At 75.4% G+C, this 16,961-nt stretch carries 17 protein-coding genes; 7 read left to right on the top strand and 10 right to left on the bottom strand.

The genetic code is table 11. The features are described from left to right. Nucleotides 1–18: 18 nt before the first annotated feature. The 5 genes from ACZ3TI_RS08485 to ACZ3TI_RS08465 form a co-directional block, all read right to left on the bottom strand. Nucleotides 19–1,152, bottom strand: coding sequence for a hypothetical protein (locus ACZ3TI_RS08485; RefSeq protein WP_465724779.1), 1,134 nt, complete (start codon nt 1,150–1,152; stop codon nt 19–21). Beyond that, nucleotides 1,149–1,979: a hypothetical protein gene (locus tag ACZ3TI_RS08480; protein WP_465724777.1), complete on the bottom strand. Its 831-nt coding sequence runs from the start codon at nt 1,977–1,979 to the stop codon at nt 1,149–1,151. Before ACZ3TI_RS08480 ends, ACZ3TI_RS08485 begins: the two co-directional genes overlap by 4 nt. Further along, on the bottom strand, nt 1,976–2,836 hold the full coding sequence (locus ACZ3TI_RS08475) for a hypothetical protein (protein WP_465724775.1): 861 nt from the start codon (nt 2,834–2,836) through the stop codon (nt 1,976–1,978). The genes ACZ3TI_RS08480 and ACZ3TI_RS08475 overlap by 4 nt, the downstream gene beginning before the upstream one ends. 83 nt (nt 2,837–2,919) lie before the next feature. Continuing rightward, entirely contained in the window at nt 2,920–3,858 is a 939-nt protein-coding gene (locus ACZ3TI_RS08470; RefSeq protein WP_465724773.1) for a hypothetical protein, read from the bottom strand. A gap of 140 nt (nt 3,859–3,998) precedes the next feature. Next, a complete protein-coding gene (locus ACZ3TI_RS08465) occupies nt 3,999–5,039 on the bottom strand; it encodes a GlxA family transcriptional regulator (RefSeq protein ID WP_465724924.1) in 1,041 nt (346 codons plus the stop codon). 152 nt (nt 5,040–5,191) lie between these two features. Here ACZ3TI_RS08465 and ACZ3TI_RS08460 point away from each other — a divergent pair, with 152 nt between their 5' ends. Both ACZ3TI_RS08460 and ACZ3TI_RS08455 read left to right on the top strand, forming a co-directional pair. Next, nucleotides 5,192–5,518: a cupin domain-containing protein gene (locus ACZ3TI_RS08460; RefSeq protein WP_465724771.1), complete on the top strand. Its 327-nt coding sequence runs from the start codon at nt 5,192–5,194 to the stop codon at nt 5,516–5,518. Between the two features lie 138 nt (nt 5,519–5,656). Continuing rightward, nucleotides 5,657–8,509, top strand: coding sequence for a M4 family metallopeptidase (locus ACZ3TI_RS08455; RefSeq protein ID WP_465724770.1), 2,853 nt, complete (start codon nt 5,657–5,659; stop codon nt 8,507–8,509). A gap of 96 nt (nt 8,510–8,605) precedes the next feature. On the opposite strand, the gene ACZ3TI_RS08450 is transcribed toward ACZ3TI_RS08455, so the two are convergent. Beyond that, nucleotides 8,606–9,589: a hypothetical protein gene (locus tag ACZ3TI_RS08450; protein WP_465724768.1), complete on the bottom strand. Its 984-nt coding sequence runs from the start codon at nt 9,587–9,589 to the stop codon at nt 8,606–8,608. Between the two features lie 271 nt (nt 9,590–9,860). Between ACZ3TI_RS08450 and ACZ3TI_RS08445 the strand changes: the two genes are divergently transcribed. Both ACZ3TI_RS08445 and ACZ3TI_RS08440 read left to right on the top strand, forming a co-directional pair. Further along, the gene (locus tag ACZ3TI_RS08445) at nt 9,861–11,054 is read left to right on the top strand and encodes an alpha/beta hydrolase (RefSeq protein ID WP_465724766.1); all 1,194 of its coding nucleotides are present in this window, start codon (nt 9,861–9,863) and stop codon (nt 11,052–11,054) included. Nucleotides 11,055–11,101: 47 nt separating this feature from the next. Next, nucleotides 11,102–12,208, top strand: coding sequence for an RICIN domain-containing protein (locus ACZ3TI_RS08440; protein WP_465724764.1), 1,107 nt, complete (start codon nt 11,102–11,104; stop codon nt 12,206–12,208). Between the two features lie 65 nt (nt 12,209–12,273). On the opposite strand, the gene ACZ3TI_RS08435 is transcribed toward ACZ3TI_RS08440, so the two are convergent. Next, nucleotides 12,274–12,705 carry a hypothetical protein gene (locus ACZ3TI_RS08435; RefSeq protein WP_465724762.1) on the bottom strand — a complete coding sequence of 144 codons (432 nt, stop codon included), beginning with the start codon at nt 12,703–12,705 and terminating at the stop codon, nt 12,274–12,276. 14 nt (nt 12,706–12,719) lie between these two features. Then, nucleotides 12,720–13,241: a peptidylprolyl isomerase gene (locus ACZ3TI_RS08430; protein WP_465724760.1), complete on the bottom strand. Its 522-nt coding sequence runs from the start codon at nt 13,239–13,241 to the stop codon at nt 12,720–12,722. Nucleotides 13,242–13,364: 123 nt separating this feature from the next. Here ACZ3TI_RS08430 and ACZ3TI_RS08425 point away from each other — a divergent pair, with 123 nt between their 5' ends. Continuing rightward, nucleotides 13,365–13,598 (top strand): hypothetical protein, encoded by a 234-nt coding sequence (locus ACZ3TI_RS08425; RefSeq protein ID WP_465724758.1) that lies wholly within the window; start codon nt 13,365–13,367, stop codon nt 13,596–13,598. Between the two features lie 3 nt (nt 13,599–13,601). Next, nucleotides 13,602–13,862, top strand: coding sequence for a hypothetical protein (locus tag ACZ3TI_RS08420; RefSeq protein WP_465724756.1), 261 nt, complete (start codon nt 13,602–13,604; stop codon nt 13,860–13,862). A gap of 81 nt (nt 13,863–13,943) precedes the next feature. Here the strand turns inward: ACZ3TI_RS08420 and ACZ3TI_RS08415 are convergent, their stop codons facing one another. Then, nucleotides 13,944–15,338, bottom strand: coding sequence for an ALF repeat-containing protein (locus ACZ3TI_RS08415; protein WP_465724754.1), 1,395 nt, complete (start codon nt 15,336–15,338; stop codon nt 13,944–13,946). Nucleotides 15,339–15,515: 177 nt separating this feature from the next. On the opposite strand from ACZ3TI_RS08415, the gene ACZ3TI_RS08410 reads away from it, so the two are divergent. Then, complete coding sequence (locus ACZ3TI_RS08410; protein WP_465724752.1) at nt 15,516–16,469, top strand: NAD-dependent epimerase/dehydratase family protein; 954 nt, start codon at nt 15,516–15,518, stop codon at nt 16,467–16,469. 5 nt (nt 16,470–16,474) lie between these two features. Here ACZ3TI_RS08410 and ACZ3TI_RS08405 read toward each other — a convergent pair whose 3' ends face one another. Further along, nucleotides 16,475–16,804, bottom strand: coding sequence for a DUF1330 domain-containing protein (locus tag ACZ3TI_RS08405; protein WP_465724750.1), 330 nt, complete (start codon nt 16,802–16,804; stop codon nt 16,475–16,477). Nucleotides 16,805–16,961 lie beyond the last annotated feature (157 nt).

The raw sequence follows: 16,961 nt of genomic DNA, 5'->3' as shown, positions 1-16,961 counted from the left end.
GCTCGGCCGGGCCCCGGGTCAGGCCAGGATGTCGGACTGGAGGGTGACGACCTGGCGGAAGGGGGCGGTGGGGACGCCGTCGGGGTTGGTCATGGTGACGACGGCCAGGATGTCGGAGGCGGCGAGGTAGGCGACGCGGGCGGTGGGGCTGCCCTTGGCGCCGTTCGCGGTGGACTCCACGGCGGTCAGCTCGACGCCGTCGACGGTGTCCCAGTCCTCGTGGGAGGTGGACCGGGTGTCGGTGGCGGCCTTGGGGCGGCTCTTGGCGCGCAGGGAGGTGTAGGCGCCCCGGGACTCGCTGCTGGAGCCGAAGCGCAGCAGCCGGATCTGGGTGCGGGTGCCGTCGGAGGCCGTCCACTCGCGGACGGTGGCCGCGCGGCAGGCGTTCTCCAGGAGGGCTACGCGCAGCTTGGCCGGGTCCTGCTGCTCGGCGAGGATCGCGTCGCAGGGCACCCAGCCTGCGGCGGCCCCCGCGGCGGCCCCCGAGGCGGTCGCGTCGGGGGTGGGGGACGAGGTGGGGGTCGCCGCCGGGGAGCCGGAGGCGGTGGGGCTCGCCGTGGGGGCCGGGAAGGTCGGCGCGGTCACCGAGCCGCCGGCCTCCTTGGGGACGGGCAGCAGCAGGTGGCGCAGGTCCGCGTAGTGGGGGGACTTGCCCTTGGCGTCCGGCGCGCCCTTGCCGGCGGGCAGGGGCGGCAGGGTCAGCGGCGGGAAGGTGTAGCGGCCGTCGCTCGCGGTGGCCAGGCCCGGGATGTCGGTGCGCTCGGGGGCGGTGACGGCCAGCGCGGTGCCGGTGCCGGCGAGGGCGAACACCAGGGCGGCGCAGCTCCAGCGCACCGCGGCCTTGCGGCGCCGCGCCCGGTGGGCCGCCTGCTCGGCGAGGGCTTCGGGGGTCTGCGCGGGCTCGGTGAACTCCAGTGCCCCGATGGCCGCTTCGGGCTGCGCGGGCGGAACCGGCGGGGCGGTCGGCGCGGAGGCCGGGACCGGCGGGGCGGTCGGCGCGGAGGCCGGGACCGGCGGGGCGGTCGGCGCGGAGGCCGGAACCGGCGGGGCGGTCGGCGCGGAGGCCGGAACCGGCGGGGCGGTCGGCGCGGAGGCCGGGACCGGCGGGAGCGGGTCCGACGCGGGCGGCGGCGGGGTGGCGTGGTCGGTCATACGGACGCTCCCGGGCGGGCGAGGCGGTCGAGCTGCAGGGTGAAGAGGGCGACGATCTTGTCCTTGGGCAGCGGTGCCACGCCCTCGGCGTTCATGATGACCAGCAGGTCGCCCTCGGCGGCCGAGCACTCCAGGTAGTCGATCGGCGCGGACGGCGGCGCCGGCATCAGGTAGCAGTGCGCCTCGGGGTGGCCGGGGATCGCCGGGCCGATCCGGAACAGGCCGGTGTCGCCGGTGAAGACCGCGGTGTACTCGTTGATCCGCTGCACTTCCTGCTGGTTGAACTGGCGCAGCTTCAGGCCGATCACCAGGTCGTTCCCGCCGGCGAGGTAGGTGCGCACGCCGGTGGCCTTGACGTGCATGCCCTCCCAGTAGGAGCGGAGCTTGTCGCGCTTCTCCTTGGGGACCTGCTGGAGTTCGGCGTCCAGCTCGGCGGACAGCTGCGCGCCGCTCATCTCGGTGTCGTTGCCGTAGACGCCGTCGTCCGGGCCGGGTTCGTAGCCGGCCGGGACGGGCAGCAGCAGGTCGCGCAGCGAGCCGAAGTGGCTGCCGTTGGACTTGGCGCCGAACGGGGTGGCGGTCGCGGTCGGGGTGGGAGCGGTGGCCGGGGCGGCGGCGGTGGCCGGGGCCGGGTCGTCGTACCGGGTCTTGATGATGCCGATGCCGATGGCCACGCCGACCAGCGCGGCCGCGGCGGTCGCGGCGCCCGCGCGCAGCAGGCGGCGGGAGCCGGGGCCGGGGGCGGCGGCCTCGGCGGTGGGCGGGGCGGCGGCCTCGGGCGCGGGCGTCGGCTCGGCCGGGTCGGTGGTCACGGTGTCGTCGTTCATGCGAGGCGCTCCCACTGCCGCTTGGCGAGGTCCTTGAGGGCGTCGGCGTTCACCGGCTGGGGGCCGAAGACCTCGATCGTCATCCGCAGCGAGCCGCGCTTGGCGACGGCCTCGCCGAAGTAGAACTGCTCGGTGCTCTCGGCCCAGTGCTGGGGCACGGTCTCCACGTTGTAGCCGCCGCTGGCGCCGTCGGCGAACGACGGCCAGGTGGCCGATCGCGCCTCCTCGGCGCGGTCCGGTGCGAACTGGACCAGCGAGACGCGGTAGCGGACGTCGTCCTTCTTCCAGTCCACCTCGGCCGCGCGCCGGAAGCCGCGCGAGGCGAGGTCGCGGAAGGTGAAGGCGGAGCTGCCGCTGCGCTCGGCGATCTCGCCGATCGAGACCCAGGCGGGCTTGTCCGGGTAGTCGGCCCAGGGGGTGCTGCCCTCGGGGGCGGTGATCAGCAGCTTGGTCAGGTCGCCGTCGATGGGCAGCGGCGTGGGCTGCTCGGCGGCGAGCGCGGCCGGGTCGAGCGCCTCGGCCGGGTAGGACGGGCGCGCGACCTGCAGCGGCGGCAGCGGCGTGGGCGGGCGCTGGGCCTGCACGGCGTAGCCGACGCCGCCGCCGGCCAGGGTGCCGAGCACCAGGGCGTACGCCGCCAGCAGCACCGGGCGGGGGCGTCGTGGGGCACCGGGCGCGCGGGACGCGCGCTCGGGGCCGGCCTCCAGCAGGTCGCCCCGCCCTGCGGCGGACGGGTCGGCGCTGAACTGGTCGGCACCGAACGGGTCGGCGCTGAACGGAGGAGGCGGCGGTACGGCGGGTGCGGGCGGCACGGCGGGTGCGGCGGGTACCGGCTCCACGGGCGGTTCGGTGGTCACGGAAGTGGCTCCAGAGGAGGAGAGGAAGAAGGGGCGGCGTCGCAGGACGGACGAGCGGACTGACGGAAAAGCAGCGCGCGGGCTCAGCCGCCCGAGGCGAGCCAGTCGCGCTGGCGCTTCATCAGCTCGCTCAGCAGTGCCTTGTCCGGTGTCCCCTTCACGTCGACGTCGATCGTGTACTGGACGTCGCCCTGGCTGGCGATGCCGGTCATCGAGCCGGTGTACGCCTGCTGCTTGGGCTTCTTCAGGTAGCCGCGGGCGTCGGGCAGGCCGTCGATGTCGACCGGGTCCAGCGACTTGATCTTGTAGCCCTTGACGAACTCTGTCGCCATCGCGGCGGAGCCGAAGTGCAGCAGGGTGACGGTCACCTCGGCCTTGCCGTCGGCCGTCCGGTACTGCCGGCTCGCGCCCTCCTTGTAGCCGTAGGAGGCGAGGATGTCCTTGATGCCGTCCTGCTTGCCGAAGATGTCGGCGACGTCCGCGTCGGTCATCGTCATCCCGTCCGCGGGCCCGTAGGACTCGCCGCCGGCGGGGATCGGGAGCAGGAAGTAGCGCAGGTCGCCCTCGTGCTTGCCGCCGCTGACGGTGCCCTTGACGGTGCTGGCCGGGGCGGGGACGGTCGGGACGGCGGTGGGCACCGGGACGGGCTCGGCGGTGGGCGACGCACTGGCGGTGGCGCTCGCGCTCGCCGCCGGGGTGGCGGCGGGGGCGGGGGCGGCGATGGGGCGGGCGTCGGGCTTGCCGACGGCGACGGTCACCGCGGCGCTGGCCGCCGTGACGGCGAGCAGCCCGGCGGTGGCCAGCGCGACGCCGACGGCGCGCGGCAGCCGGCGCGCGGCCGCCTGCGGCTCCGTGGCCGCGGCGGGCTCCTCGACCGCAATGGCAGCGGGCGCGGGCACGACGGGCGCAGCAGGCACGGCGGGCGCAGCGGGCGCGGCGGGCGCAGCGGGCGCGGCGGGCGGCTGGGCCGGTGCCGGAGGCTCGGCGGCGGCGCTCTCGTTCTCGGGCTCGGGCTCGGACAAGGGGCTCCCCCCAGGGAAAGGACGCGGATTCCCACGCGCGGGGCCCTCGTGGGCGCCCGCTCCCCCAGCGGGTTCTCCGGACTGTCCGTCGCGCGTGTCAGCAGGAATTATGAGAGTCCGCTGACAGCGCTGCCAACAATTCAATCACCACGATTTCGCCCAATGTTCGATGAACCGGACACGTCGTGATCCAACCGCAATCGGGCGCCGCTCTGACGGCCCGTCCCCGGGGCGGCCTGTCCGGCGGGCCTGGTGCCGAAGGTGCGGCGGTAGGCGCCGGGGGTGGTGCCGAGGGCGGTGTGGAAGCGGCGGCGCAGGTTGACGGCGGAGGCGAGGCCGACCTTGGCGGCGACGGCCTCCACCGGCAGGTCGGTGCGTTCCAGCAGGGCCCGGGCGGCGTCGATGCGGCGGGCCAGCAGCCACTGGCCGGGGCTGGTGCCGAGCTGCTCGGCGAAGCGGCGGGCCAGGGTGCGTCCGGACACCCCGGCGCGGGCGGCCAGCTGGTCCAGGGTCAGCCGCTCCCCCAGCCGCCGCTCGGCCCACTCCAGCAGCGGGGCCAGCGACTCGTCCGCCCGGGCCTGCTGCGGGGCGGCGGCGTACTGCAGCTGGCTGCCCTCGCGGTGCGGGGGCAGCACCATGTGCCGGGCGACCTGGGCGGCGTAGGCCGCGCCGTGGTCGCGGCGCAGCAGGTGCAGGCACAGGTCGATGCCCGCGCCGGACCCGGCGCTGGTGGCGACGTCGCCGTGGTCGACGTACAGGACGTCCCGGTCGACCAGCAACGCCGGGTATTCGGCGGCGAGTTGGGCGGTGCGGCCCCAGTGGGTGGTGGCGCTGCGGCCGTCCAGCAGTCCGGCCTGGGCGAGGACGAAGGCGCCGGTGCAGATGGAGACGATCCGGGCGCCGCGGGCGTGGGCGGCGCGCAGCGCGGCGAGGACGTCGCCGGGGGCCGGGGAGCCGGGCGGCTGCCAGCCGGGGACGACGACGGTGTCGGCCTGCTCCAGTGCCTCCAGGCCGTCGCCGACCAGCAGCGGGACGCCGAGGGTGGTGGGTACGGGGCCGGGGGTGCGGGTGCACAGCCGGAAGTCGTAGTGGGTGGCGAGTCCGGGTCGTTCGGCGCCGAAGGCCTCGGCGGCGCAGGCGAGTTCGAAGGGCGCCTGGGGTGCGCCGAGCAGGGCCACCACCCGGTGCCGGCGGGCTGCGGGGCCGGTGCGGGCCGTACCGGCCGTGCGGGCTGCGGGGTCCTCGGCGGCTGCGGCGCTCATGGCAGGAATGTACCCGAGGATGTCTTTCTGGACTCTGGGGCGGTGGGCGGGGGCGCGGCGAGAGTGGGGGCATGGACGACAACGACACGGAACTGAAGACGTCGCTGCTGGTCGAGGAGGTGGAGCCGGTGGAGGTCGCGCCGGGGATCGTGGCGCGCCGGCTGGTGCGGACCGGGTACGCGCGCGGCTGGCTGATCGACTTCGCGCCGGGAAGCCGGTGGCCGGAGGTGGACGTGCACGACACCGAGGAGCGGTACTTCGTGCTGAGCGGCGAGGTGATCGAGGGCGAGGAGCGCCACCCGGCGGGCAGCTACGTGGTGTTCGCGCCGGGCAGCCGTCACCGCCCGCGCACCGAGACCGGCGCGCGGATGCTCGGCTTCACCGTGCTGAACGCCTGAACACCCGAACGTCCGGACGCGCCTCAACGCCCCGACACCGCAATAGGCAGTCGATCGACATATACCGTCTGACTGCCTATTGTGGGCGGTGCGGTGGCCGTCGTGCCGCCGCTCCCGACCACGTGCGAGAGGACCGCCGTGCCCCGAATCCCCCGTACCACAAGCACATTCGCCCTCGGCGCCGCCGCCGTCGTGACGCTGGCGCTGGCCGTGCCGCCCGCCCTGGCCGTGCCGGCGGCGGGTGCCCCCGCTGCGGACGCGGACCCGGTGCCGGCCCTGGTGGCGGGCACCGACACCGCCGCCCCGCAGCTGGTGACCGGCCTGTCCGACCCCGCCCCGGGCGATCCGGTCCGGGCCGCCCTGGCCCACCTCGCCGCCCACCCCGACCGCTACCGCGTCGACACCGGCGAGCTGGCCGAACTCGGTTCCGCGCAGGGCTCCTCCGCACCGGGCCCGGGCGGCCGGCGCACCGTCAGGTTCGAGCAGCGCCACGGCGGGATCCCGGTGCTCGGCGGCCGGTACCTGGTGCGCCTGTCGGGCCAGGGCGCCGGACAGAAGGTGGAGTCGGCGGGCGGGCGCTACTTCACCGGACTGAACACCCCCACCGCCCCCGCCCTCCCGGCCGAGACCCTGCGGCAGGCGGCGCTCACCGCGCTCGCCGACCCCGCGAGCGACCCCCGGAGCACCCCCCTGAGCGGCCCTCAGGGCGACCCGCGGGAACGCGCCGCCGCCACCGCCGAGGACCACGGACCGGTGATCCTGCCCGGCGGCCCCGGCCGCCTGACCGAGCACTACACCGTGCGGGGCACCGTGCGCGGCACGGCGGGCGGCACGGCGGGCGGCACCGCCCGGGAGGTGTACGTCGACGCCACCACCGGCACCGTCGCCCTCGCCCACGACGCCCGCGCGCCCCGGCCCGCGACCGGGCCCGCGACCGGGGCTACGACCGGACCCGCGACCGGGCCCACGACCGGGCCCGCCCGGGCCGCCACGGCCGACGGGCTGCAGCCCGCCACCGGCACCGCCCCCGACGCCCACGGGCGCACCGCCGCGGTGAACATCGCCAAGAAGGCGGACGGCGGGTACCAGCTCACCGACCTCACCCGCCCCGCCGCCATCACCACCTACGACGCCGCCGGCCGCGACGCGGGCGACCTCGACCGCGTGCCCGTCCCGGCCGACCTCGCCCCCGCCTCCTCCCCCACGCCCGACTTCCCCGCCGCCACCGGGGACCACGGCGCCACCGACGCGCACCTCAACGCCGGGCTCGTGTACGACTTCTACCGCGACCGGCTCGGCCGCGACGGCCTGGACGGCCAGGGCGGGGCGATCGTCTCCGTGGTCAACGTGAGCGACGGCGGCAACCCGTACCCGAACGCGTTCTGGGACGGCTCCAAGATGGTCTACGGCTCCGGCGGCCCCACCTACTACCCGTTCTCCGTCGCCCTGGACGTGGCCGGACACGAGATGACCCACGGCGTCGTCAAGCACACCGCCGACCTGCTCTACCTCGGCCAGTCCGGCGCCATGGACGAGGCCATCGCCGACTACTTCGGCAACGCCATCGAGGTCACCGCCCGCGGCCTGTCCATGGACGACCCCGCCGCCGCGCTGCTCGGCGAGGGCCTGTGCCGCACCGGCACCCCGCAGGCCTGCGCCCAGCGGAACCTGAACGACCGCCGCACCACCACGGCCGACTACCTGGGCACCCGCTACTCCATCGACGCGGGCGGGGTCCACCTCAACTCCACCATCTTCGGCGGCGCGCTGTGGGACATCCGGCGCACCCTCGACCCGCTCACCGCCGACCGCGTCGTCTACCACGCGCTCGCCGATTACCTCACCCCGCTGGACGACTTCCAGGCCGGACGCGACGCGGTGCTCGCCGCCGGCCGCGACCAGGGCCTGGACAAGCGCCAACTGCGCGCGCTGGCCGCCGCGTTCGACGCCCACGGGATCCGCCCCGGCTGGCAGCGCCGGCTCGGCACCGACAGCCGCACCCTGCTGCAGAACGTCTCCAACGGCATGGCCGTCCCGGCCGTCGCGCGCGGCCACTGGGTGATCCTCGGCGACGGCCCCGCCGGCACCGGGCTGTACACCGGCACCGTCGACGGCCGTGGCACCCCGGTGCGCCTGAGCCCCGAGGACGGCCGCATCCACAGCTGGGCCTCCACCGACGGCACGAACGCCGCATGGGTGGCCATGGGCGGCCCCCGGGGCGCGGGCCAGGAGGTGCTGACCGCCCCGCTGAGCGGCGCCGGCCCCGTACGCAGCGTCCACCGCTCCGCCGCCCAGCAGCTCGGCCGCGCCCGGATCTCCGGCACCGACATCGCCTTCACGGTCGAGGAACAGGGCCACGCCCGGCCGTACCTGAGCCACGACGGCGGCGAGCCGGTCGCGCTCCCGCTGCCCGAGGGGCACGGCGTGGCAGAACTCGTCGTCAAGGACGGCCTCGTCGCCTGGAACGAGACCTGGCGGGACGGCGACCGGCTGGTGACCGCCCCGACCGTCTACTCCGTCGCCGCCGGGAAGGTCACCGCCCGGTACCCCGAGCACGCCCCGGTCGGCTCCGGACCGAGCAGCGCCGTCTCCCTCACCCTGGCGGGCGGGCGCCTGCTGTGGCTGGACTTCCCCACCGGGCGCACCACCCGCAGCGGTGCGATCCGCTCCGCGGCCGTCGACGGCTCGGGCATCGTCGACGTGCTGAGCGCCGACTCCCCGAACGCCCCGCGCGCCACCGGCCTCGCCGCCTCCGACCAGGCCGTGACCTACCAGGTCGACAGCGACAAGCCCGCCGGCGGCTGGACCAACGCCGCGCTGCCCAAGCTGTGGCAGGTCCCGCTCGCCGGCGGCACCCCGCAGCGCCTGTCCTGCAACCGCGGCGGCCAGTACGACGCCGCCGCCGACCAGGGCACCCGGGTGCTCTGGCTGGACGCCACCACCGGCCGCACCGACCTGGTGGTCCGCGACCGCCCGGCGGGCACCTGCTGAGGTCGCGTCACCGGCGGTAGGGCGGCGGGGCCGCGGGGCGAACCTCCCCGCGGCCCCGCCGCCCCGTCTCACGACCCCCGCCTCACAGCCCCTGTCTCACAGCCACCCCCGGCGTGCCGCCTGCACGCCGGCCTGGAAGCGGGTGGTGGCGCCCAGGTGGGCGAGGAGGACGGAGACGCGGCGCACCACGGTGCGCCGGCCCAGGCCCAGGCGGCGGGCGATGGCGTCGTCGGTGGCGCCGCCGGCCATCAGGGTGAGGATGCGCCGGTCGCGTTCGTCGATGCGCAGGTCGACGCCGTCGACGCTGGCCGGCACCGCCAGGCGCCACAGGGTCTCGAAGACGCCGGTCAGGGCGTTCAGCAGGCTGGAGGGGCGGATCAGCAGGGAGACGACGCCGGGGCGGTCGTCGGCGGGCAGGGTGACGATGGCGAGGTCGTCGTCGCCGATGGCGAGCTTGAGCGGCGGCTCGTCCAGGGTGCGCGCCTGCTCCCCCGCCTCGACCATGCGCGCCATGTTGGGCCCGGCCACCGGGTCCTCGAACGCGCAGCCCTGGTAGATCGCGCGGTAGACGACGCCCGCGGCCATCCGGCGGCGCTGCAGCACCTCCTGGTCGGCGTAGTGGGCGCTGCTGCCGGAGTACGGCGGCACGTCGATCACCCGTACCTGGTGCCGGGCCGCCAGCTGCAGGCGGCGGCTGGCGGCGAGCACCTCGGCGGGGTCCTCGACCACCTCCAGCGCGCCGTAACTGCCGGCGTCGCGCCGCGCGAAGCGGTAGAGGCGCTCGAGCTCGGCCCCGGCCCGGCGCGCGGTGGCCTGGCGCAGCGCGTCGCGTTGCAGCACCGCCTCGACCACCCGGCCCGGCGGCAGCGCCTCCCAGGCGTGGTCGCGGTCGTCGGCGCTGCCCGCGGTGTCGAAGGCGACGGCGACGCCCTCGTCGGCGAGGTCGCGCAGCACGGCGAGCACGGTGTCCTCGTCCAGGCCCGCGCAGCGCGCCAGGTCGGCGACGCGGGCGCGTGGCTGCCCGACCAGGCCGCGGTAGACGCGGCCGCGTTCGGAGTCCGGATCCAGTACGTCGTGCACGACATCCCCCGGTCATCGCGTCCCCTGCCGCCCGGGCGTGGCGGGCGGCCGAGGGAGCCTACCCGGGCGGATGGCGCACATGCGCCAGTGGCCCAGGTGGGCCGCCGGGGGCTCTGGCGCGGAGGCGGGCCGTGTGGCGAGAGTTGTCGATGTTCAGACAGCCAGGTGGGATGGATCGTCGGATCGTCGCGATCACGGATCACCATGACGGGTCGTCAGGACAGCCCGTCACCACCGGACCACCGACCGCGGAAGGCCGAGGAGGACCCCGATGACCCCAGCCCGGCTCCTGCCCGTGCGGCTGCGGCGCGCCCGGACGGCCGTCGCCGCCCTGGCCGCCGGCCTGCTCCTGCTCGCCGTGCCCGCGCCCGCGGCCTCCGCCGCACCCGCGCCCGCACCTGCGTCCGTACCCGCGTCGGCGTCGCCCGCGTCGGCCGCGTCGGCCGCGTCGGCCGCGTCGGCCGCCGAGGCCGACGGGCCCGGCGGGCCGCCGCCGCTGGCGGACGGCTTCGGGCTGACCCAGGTCGGCACCGCCACCGGCAGCGCCACCAACTTCGTCATCACCGTCACCACGCCCCAGGTCGCCGGGCAGCACACCATCCGGATCCTGCTGCCCGCGGACTACGCGCAGCACCCGGACAAGCGCTACCCGGTGCTGTACTTCCTGCACGGCGCCTCGGACAACCCCAGCGACCCGGCGCTCGCCTACCCCGCGCTGACCGCCGCCCAGTCGATGATCACCGTCATCCCGGACGGCGGCCTGCGCGGCTGGTACACCGACTGGCTCGACCAGGGCACCGCCGCCGGCGCGCAGAACTGGGAGACCTTCCACCTGAACCAGGTCCTCCCGTTCGTCGACGCCAACCTGCGCACCCGGACCGACCGCGCCCACCGCGCCGTCGGCGGCCTGTCCATGGGCGGCTTCGGCGCCCTGCACTACGCCCAGGACCGCCCCGAGCTGTTCGGCCAGGTCCTCACCATGTCCGGCGCCAACGACCTGTCCGCCGCCGAGATGGTCATCCGCGGCGCCGTCGTCGCCACCCTCACCAACGCCGGCACCGTGCTCTGCGGCCCCAGCGACGGCCGCCCCTGCGGCTTCGACTTCGGGCCCACCGTCTCCAGCGACGCCGTCTTCGGCACGCCGTACCCGGTGTTCAACGCCGACTGGCGCTGGAACGCCGCCGACCCGGTCTCCCGCGCGGCCGTGCTCGCCCACACCGGCATCGCCGTCTACACCGGCAACGGCAGGGGCAGCGCCGCCGACATGGAGTTCTGGGCCGAGGGCACCGCCAAGCGCCTCAAGGACCGCCTGGACGCCCTCGGTCTGCCGTACCACTACGTCGACTACGGCGACGGCACCGGCTGGGGCACCGCCTGCCAGGGCGGCCACACCGCGGGCTGCTGGGCCCAGGACCTCGTGGACTACGTCCCGCGCCTGGAGGCGGCCTTCGCCGCCGCGCCCTGAGGCTCACTCCCGTTCCCCTTCACGTACCCGACGAAAGGACACCCCCCTTGCCCGCCACCGCGACCCCCGGCCGTACGGCGCCCTGGCTGCGCCTGCTCGCGGCCTTCCTGGTGACCTGTTGCGCCGCCCTCGGCCTGACCGCCGCGCCCGCCCGGGCCGCTTCGGGCCCCGAGGCCGCCCCGGCCCCGCTCGCCGCCTGCGCCACGCCGCAGCAGTGCCTGAGCATCAAGTCGCTCAGCAACGGGCGCCAACTCGACGTCCAGAACGGCAACACGGGCGACGGCGTCTACGTCGTCACCAACTCCGCGCCCGGCTACCACCAGTCCTGGCGGCTGAACGTCGACCCCTCGGACTACACCTTCACCATCGTCAACAACGACACCGGCAAGTGCATCGACCTGGCCGCCTGGTTCGTCCCGGCCCTGCGCCAGCAGACCTGCGCCGGGCAGGCCAGCCAGCGCTGGTTCCTGCAGCCGGCGCCGGGCGGCGGCGACGCCTTCATGATCCGCCACGCCGGCGACAACACCTGCCTGGACCTGCTGGGCGGCGCCCAGTACGACGACGCCTGGACCGACCAGTACGCCTGCAACGGCACCGTCAACCAGCAGTGGTCCACCGGCTTCCCGCAGGCCGCCCGCAACCTGGCCGTCGACCACGCCGCCAAGCAGTGCCAGAAGGACACCTCCTCCTGCTCCTGGTCCACGAAGAGCGAGGCCCCGGCCGCACCGCTGCCGCGCGTGTGCGCCTCCGCGGTCTGGTTCAACAACACCAGCGGCAACGTCCAGCAGAACTTCGCGGTCACCGACACCAGCGGCTGGCAGACCACCATCGGCACCGAGATGGGCTCCGAGATCAGCGGCGGCGCCCAGGGCGCACTGACGGCCGCGGTCAAGATCGGCCTGAGCTTCCAGAACGTCTGGAACGGCTCGCGCAGCGTCAACAACGCCGTCACCGTCGAGGTTCCGAAGCAGCAGTACGGCTGGGTGACGCTCGCCGAGATCGCCCGCAAGGTCACCGGCACCTGGACCTTCGACGCCCGCGGCTTCGCGTGGACCGCCGAGGACACCGTCACCGTCCCGGTCACCTCCGACCCCGACGCCGGCCCGACCGTCTACGTCGCCAACACCAGCCCGACCTTCTCCACCTGCGCCTGACGTCTCGTCAATTCTTCGGCCGCCGCCCAGCGTTCACGCCGGGCGGCGGCCCTTGTCCGTTCGCGTCACCGGGCTTCCGTACCCTCGGCTTCCGCACCCTCGGCTTCCGCACCCTCGGGTCCGCCGTACGCCCGGGCGAGGGCCTCGCGCACGGCCAGGCGTCCGGCCACGCGGAAGGAGTGCTCGCGCGAGTCCACCGCGTGCACGGTGGTGTGGTGCACCACCACCGCCAGCGCCACCCCCCGCCCCGGCGCCCGCTCGGCCAACTCCTCGCGCATCCCCGCCGCCAGCGCCGCGTGGAAGTACTCCAGGTCCCCCGGCTCGGGGTCGCCGCGCACCGTGGCACCCGGGGCGGCCTCCAGGTGCAGGCCCTCCTCCCACGGCTCGAAGTCCACGGTCACGATCGCGACATCACCCGGGCAGCCGGCCTGGCGGACGTAGCGGACGTGCACGCCGCGGATCGGGCGGGGCGGGAAGGACGCCGGTTCGGCAGCCACGGGGATCGCCGGGATCAGGAGTACGTGATCTCGACGGACTCGACCACCACGTCCTCGACCGGGCGCTCGCCCTCGGTCGGGGCGGTGGCGATCGCGTCCACCACGGCCTTGGAGGCCGCGTCGGCGACCTGCCCGAAGATGGTGTGCCGGCGGTTGAGGTGGGTGGGGGTGCCCACGGTGATGAAGAACTGCGAACCGTTGGTGCCCGGGCCGGAGTTGGCCATCGCGAGCAGGTACGGCTTGGTGAAGAACAGCTCCGGGTGGAACTCGTCCGCGAAGGCGTAGCCCGGCCCGCCGGTGCCGGTGCCGGTCGGGTCGCCGCCCTGGATCATGAAGCCCGCGATCACCCGGTGGAACGGCGTGCCGTCGTAGTACGGGCCGCTGCCCGGCTCGCCGGTGCGCGGGTCGGTGTACTCCCGGGTGCCCTCGGCGAGTTCGACGAAGTTGCGGACCGTCTTCGGCGCGTGGAACGGGAACAGCTCCAGGCGGATCGGGCCCGCCGTGGTGTGCAGGGTGGCGAACCGGGCAGTGGCCACGGGTGACTCCTCGGGTGCGGTGGGGCTGGTGCGGCGATCGCGGAGACCGGCTACGGCATCCTGGCACAGCTCGGGGGTTCGCGGCCGAACCGGGTGGAAGGATCCGCACGTAGGACGTCCTGTGTGACGTCACGTGTGCAGGAAGGGCAGGTGGTGGCCGTGGTGGTCGGTGCGGTGCTGATCGGGGTGCTGGTGCTGGTCGTCGCCGGGTGCGGGTGCGTGGTGTGGGCCGACCGGGGCGGGCCGCCCTGGGCGCGCGTGGTCGCGACCCTCACCATCCGCATCGGGGAGGTGCTGCGCGGCTGGCTGCGCAGCAGCCGGCGCCGCGGGAACTCGGGCAGCGGCGGCGGGGACTGAGGCGTGACGGACGACGACGAACGGCTGCGGGCCGTCTTCGAGGCGGTGCTGGCCTCCACCCTGGCCGGGCGCGGGGTGCCGAGCTGCCTGGGCCTGGACATGGAGACCGACGAGGCGCTGTGGGCGATCGAGTGCGCCCGCCCCGACGTGCCGCCGGAGCTGGTCGCGGCGGCGCGGCGCGCCTTCGCCGGACAGCTGGACGGCACCAACGCGGCCCGCTGGCACGAACGGCTCGCGCAGAGGTTCACCGGGCGCGAGGGCTGACCGGCACGACGGCTGACGCGCCGCGTCCCCGGCCGCCAGGGCGATGGCGGCCGGGGACGCGAGGGGCGTCAGCTTCCGGCGTCAGTCCTCGGCGGAGCGGCGGCGGGAGACCGCGACCAGCGCCGCGCCCGCGGCCAGGGCCGCGGCGGCGCCGCCGGCCTCCCAGCCGATCCCGTCGGTGCCGGTCGCGGCGAGCGCGCCGGAGCCGACGGTGGTGATCCCGGTGCCCGTGCCGGTGACGGTGGTGGTGCCGGTGGTGGTGGTCTCGGTGAGGCCCGCGGTCTGGACGCCCTGTCCCTGCTGCCCGGCGCCCTGCCCGGCCGGGGTGTCGGTGCCGGGCTTGGCCGCGGCGGCCTCGTCCTCGGCGCGGGCCTTGGCCCAGCCGTCCTTGAGGAAAGCCGCGATGTCCTCGTCGCTGCCCTGCAGGGCGGCCAGGGCGGCCTTGCGCACGGCCGGTCCACCGGTCTCGACGAGCTGGGAGACCTTCACCCGGTTGTCGCTGGCGCGCAGCCGGGGCAGTTCGGTCTCCAGGAAGCGCCGCAGGTCGGCGGGGGTGCCGTTGAGGGCCTTCTGGGCGCCCTCGGCGACGTGCCGGCCGGTCTCCTTGTTCGCCAGGATGACCAGGATCGCGACCCGGTCGTCCTCGGCCTGGGCGGCGGGCCAGCCCTCCGTGAGGAACTTCAGGATCGCCGCGTCGTCGCCGTCCATGGCCTTGCTCGCCGCCTCGCGCACCGCACGGCCGCCGGAGCCGATGAGCTGGGCGACCTTGACCCGGTTGTCGTCGGCGCGCTGCCTGGGCAGCTCGACCTCCAGGAAGTGCCGCAGGTCGGCGGCGGTGCCCTTGAGCGCCTTCTCGGCCGCCTCGCGCACGCCGCGTCCGCTGTCCTTGTCGGCGAGGATGCGCTCGACCTCGGCGCGGTCCTGGTCCTCGGCGCGGGCGATGTACTGACCGGTGTTCAGGAAGTCCAGGATGTCCTGGTAGGTGCCGCGCAGCGCCTTGTCGGCGGCCTTGCGCACGGCCGGGCCGCCGCGGTCCGCGATCTGGACGACCCGCAGCCGGTTGTCGGTCTGGCGGGCGTCCTCCAGTCCGACCTCCAGGAAGTGCCGCAGGTCGGCGGCGGTGCCCTTGAGCGCCTTCTGGGCCGCCTCGCGCACCTTGGGACCGCTGGCCGGGTCGGCGAGGATGCGCTCGACCTCGGCGCGGTCCTTCTTCTCCTGGTCGCCCGCACCGTCGGAGGCGCCGGGGGCGGCGTCCTTGCCGGCGTCCTTGCCGGTCTCCTTCGCCGTGTCCTTCGGGGCGTCCTTGCCCGTCTCCTTCGCCGTGTCCTTCCCGGGGTCCGACGCCGTGTCCGGCGCGGAGCCCGAGGCGGTGTCAGGGCCCGAGACGCCGACCGGCTGCGGGGCGTCGGCGGCGGAGGCCGTCGAGGGGAAGAGGACGGCGGGGGCCAGGACGGCGGCCGCGACGACGGCGGACACCCGGGGCAGCTTCAATGCAGCAGACCTTACTTCGCGTGAGGATCATGAACCCTCGACAGCATAGATCGTCTTTTACGTTTTCCGTACCGAATACGTGCACGTCCTCAACACCGCCCCCACACCCCCGCGTTGCCCCGCCCGCGTTGCCCCGCCCGCGGCCTGGATAGGGTGGGGCGGGTGAGCTTCCATCTCGTCGTCGGACACGGGCCCGCCGGGGCCGCCACCGCCCGCCTGCTGGCCGAACAGGGCCACGAGGTCCGGGTCGCCACCCGCACCGGACGCCCGGGGCCGCAGCCCGTCGAGGGTGTCGAACACCTCGCCGTCGACGCGAGCGACCCCGCCGCGCTGACCGCGGCCGCCCGCGGCGCCGCCGCCGTCCACGGCTGCGCCGCACCGCCGCTGCACCAGTGGGCCGCACGCTGGCCGGCCCTGGCCTCCTCGCTGTGCGCAGCGGCCGAGGAGAGCGGCGCGGTGCTGGTCATGCTCGGCAACCTGTACGGCTACGGGCCGCTGCCCGACCCGTCGCGCCCGATGACCGAGGACCTCCCGCTCGCCGCGACCGGCCCCAAGGGCCGAGTGCGGGCGGCGGGTTGGGAGCAGGCGCGGGCGCTGCACGAGGCCGGGCGGATCCGGGCGGTGGAGGTGCGCGCCTCCGACTTCTTCGGCCCCGGCGTCACCGACGGCGGCCACCTCGCCGGGCGCGTGATGCCGGGCCTGCTCAAGGGCCGCCCCGCCGCCGTCCTCGGCGACCCGGACGCCCCGCACAGCTGGACCTACCTCCCGGACGTGGCACGGGCGTTGGCCCAGGTCGCGGGCGACGAACGGGCCTGGGGCCGCGCCTGGCACGTGCCCACCGCCCCCGCCGTGTCGGTGCGCGCGATGGTCGACCACCTGGCCGCCGAGGCCGGCACCGCCCCGGTCGCGGTGCGCCGCCTGTCCCCCGTCCTGCTGCGCGCGGCCGGGCTGTTCTCCCCGCTGCTGCGTGAACTGCGTGAGACCCGCTACCAGTTCGACCGCCCCTTCGTCATGGACTCCACCGCCTACGAGACGGCGTTCGCGGCAGAGGCGACGCCGCTGGAGGAGCAGGTCAAGGCCACGGTGGCGTGGTGGCGCGAGCGCCTGGGGTCCTGACGGGGTCAATGCTTGAGCGAGTCCGCCCCGCGGTAACCGTCGCCCGGCACACCGTCGATCAGGATGATGTCGGCGACCATGTGCCGGGTGCGCAGCGGCAGGATCTCCTGGTAGGCGGGCGAGTCCCACCAGGCGCGGGCCCGCTGGTAGTCGGGGAACGCGATGACGATCGTCCCACCGGTGCCCCAACGGCCCTCCACCGTCTCGTACGCGCCGCCGTGCACGATGAAGCGCCCGCCAAAGGGGTCGAGGGTGGCGTCGATGCGCTCCAGGTACTCGACGATGTCGGGGCCGAACTCGACCGAGTGGACCTGGGCGATGGCGTAGGCGGTCATGGCTGCTGCTCCTGCGGGGGTTCGTCGTGGGCGTTTCCTGCTGACGTCCCCGACAGTAGGCCGCGGCGTACGGCGGGCGAATCAGTCGCGTATCGGTAGGGGCACTGGCGGGGGTGCCGGTCCTGGCGCCTCGTGTAGCATCCGCGCAGTTCAAAGG

Source organism: Kitasatospora sp. NPDC023120 (assembly GCF_055560835.1).
The sequence above is the reverse complement of the archived record's forward strand: the minus strand, read 5'-3'. Positions and strand labels throughout refer to the sequence as shown.

Excerpts from the sequence above, each read along its gene's own strand:
- ACZ3TI_RS08405 (WP_465724750.1), bottom strand. The coding sequence starts at position 16,804 with ATGACCGCCTACGCCATCGCCCAGGTCCACTCGGTCGAGTTCGGCCCC.
- ACZ3TI_RS08460 (WP_465724771.1), top strand. The coding sequence starts at position 5,192 with ATGGACGACAACGACACGGAACTGAAGACGTCGCTGCTGGTCGAGGAG.
- ACZ3TI_RS08480 (WP_465724777.1), bottom strand. The coding sequence starts at position 1,979 with ATGAACGACGACACCGTGACCACCGACCCGGCCGAGCCGACGCCCGCG.
- ACZ3TI_RS08445 (WP_465724766.1), top strand. The coding sequence starts at position 9,861 with ATGACCCCAGCCCGGCTCCTGCCCGTGCGGCTGCGGCGCGCCCGGACG.
- ACZ3TI_RS08485 (WP_465724779.1), bottom strand. The coding sequence starts at position 1,152 with ATGACCGACCACGCCACCCCGCCGCCGCCCGCGTCGGACCCGCTCCCG.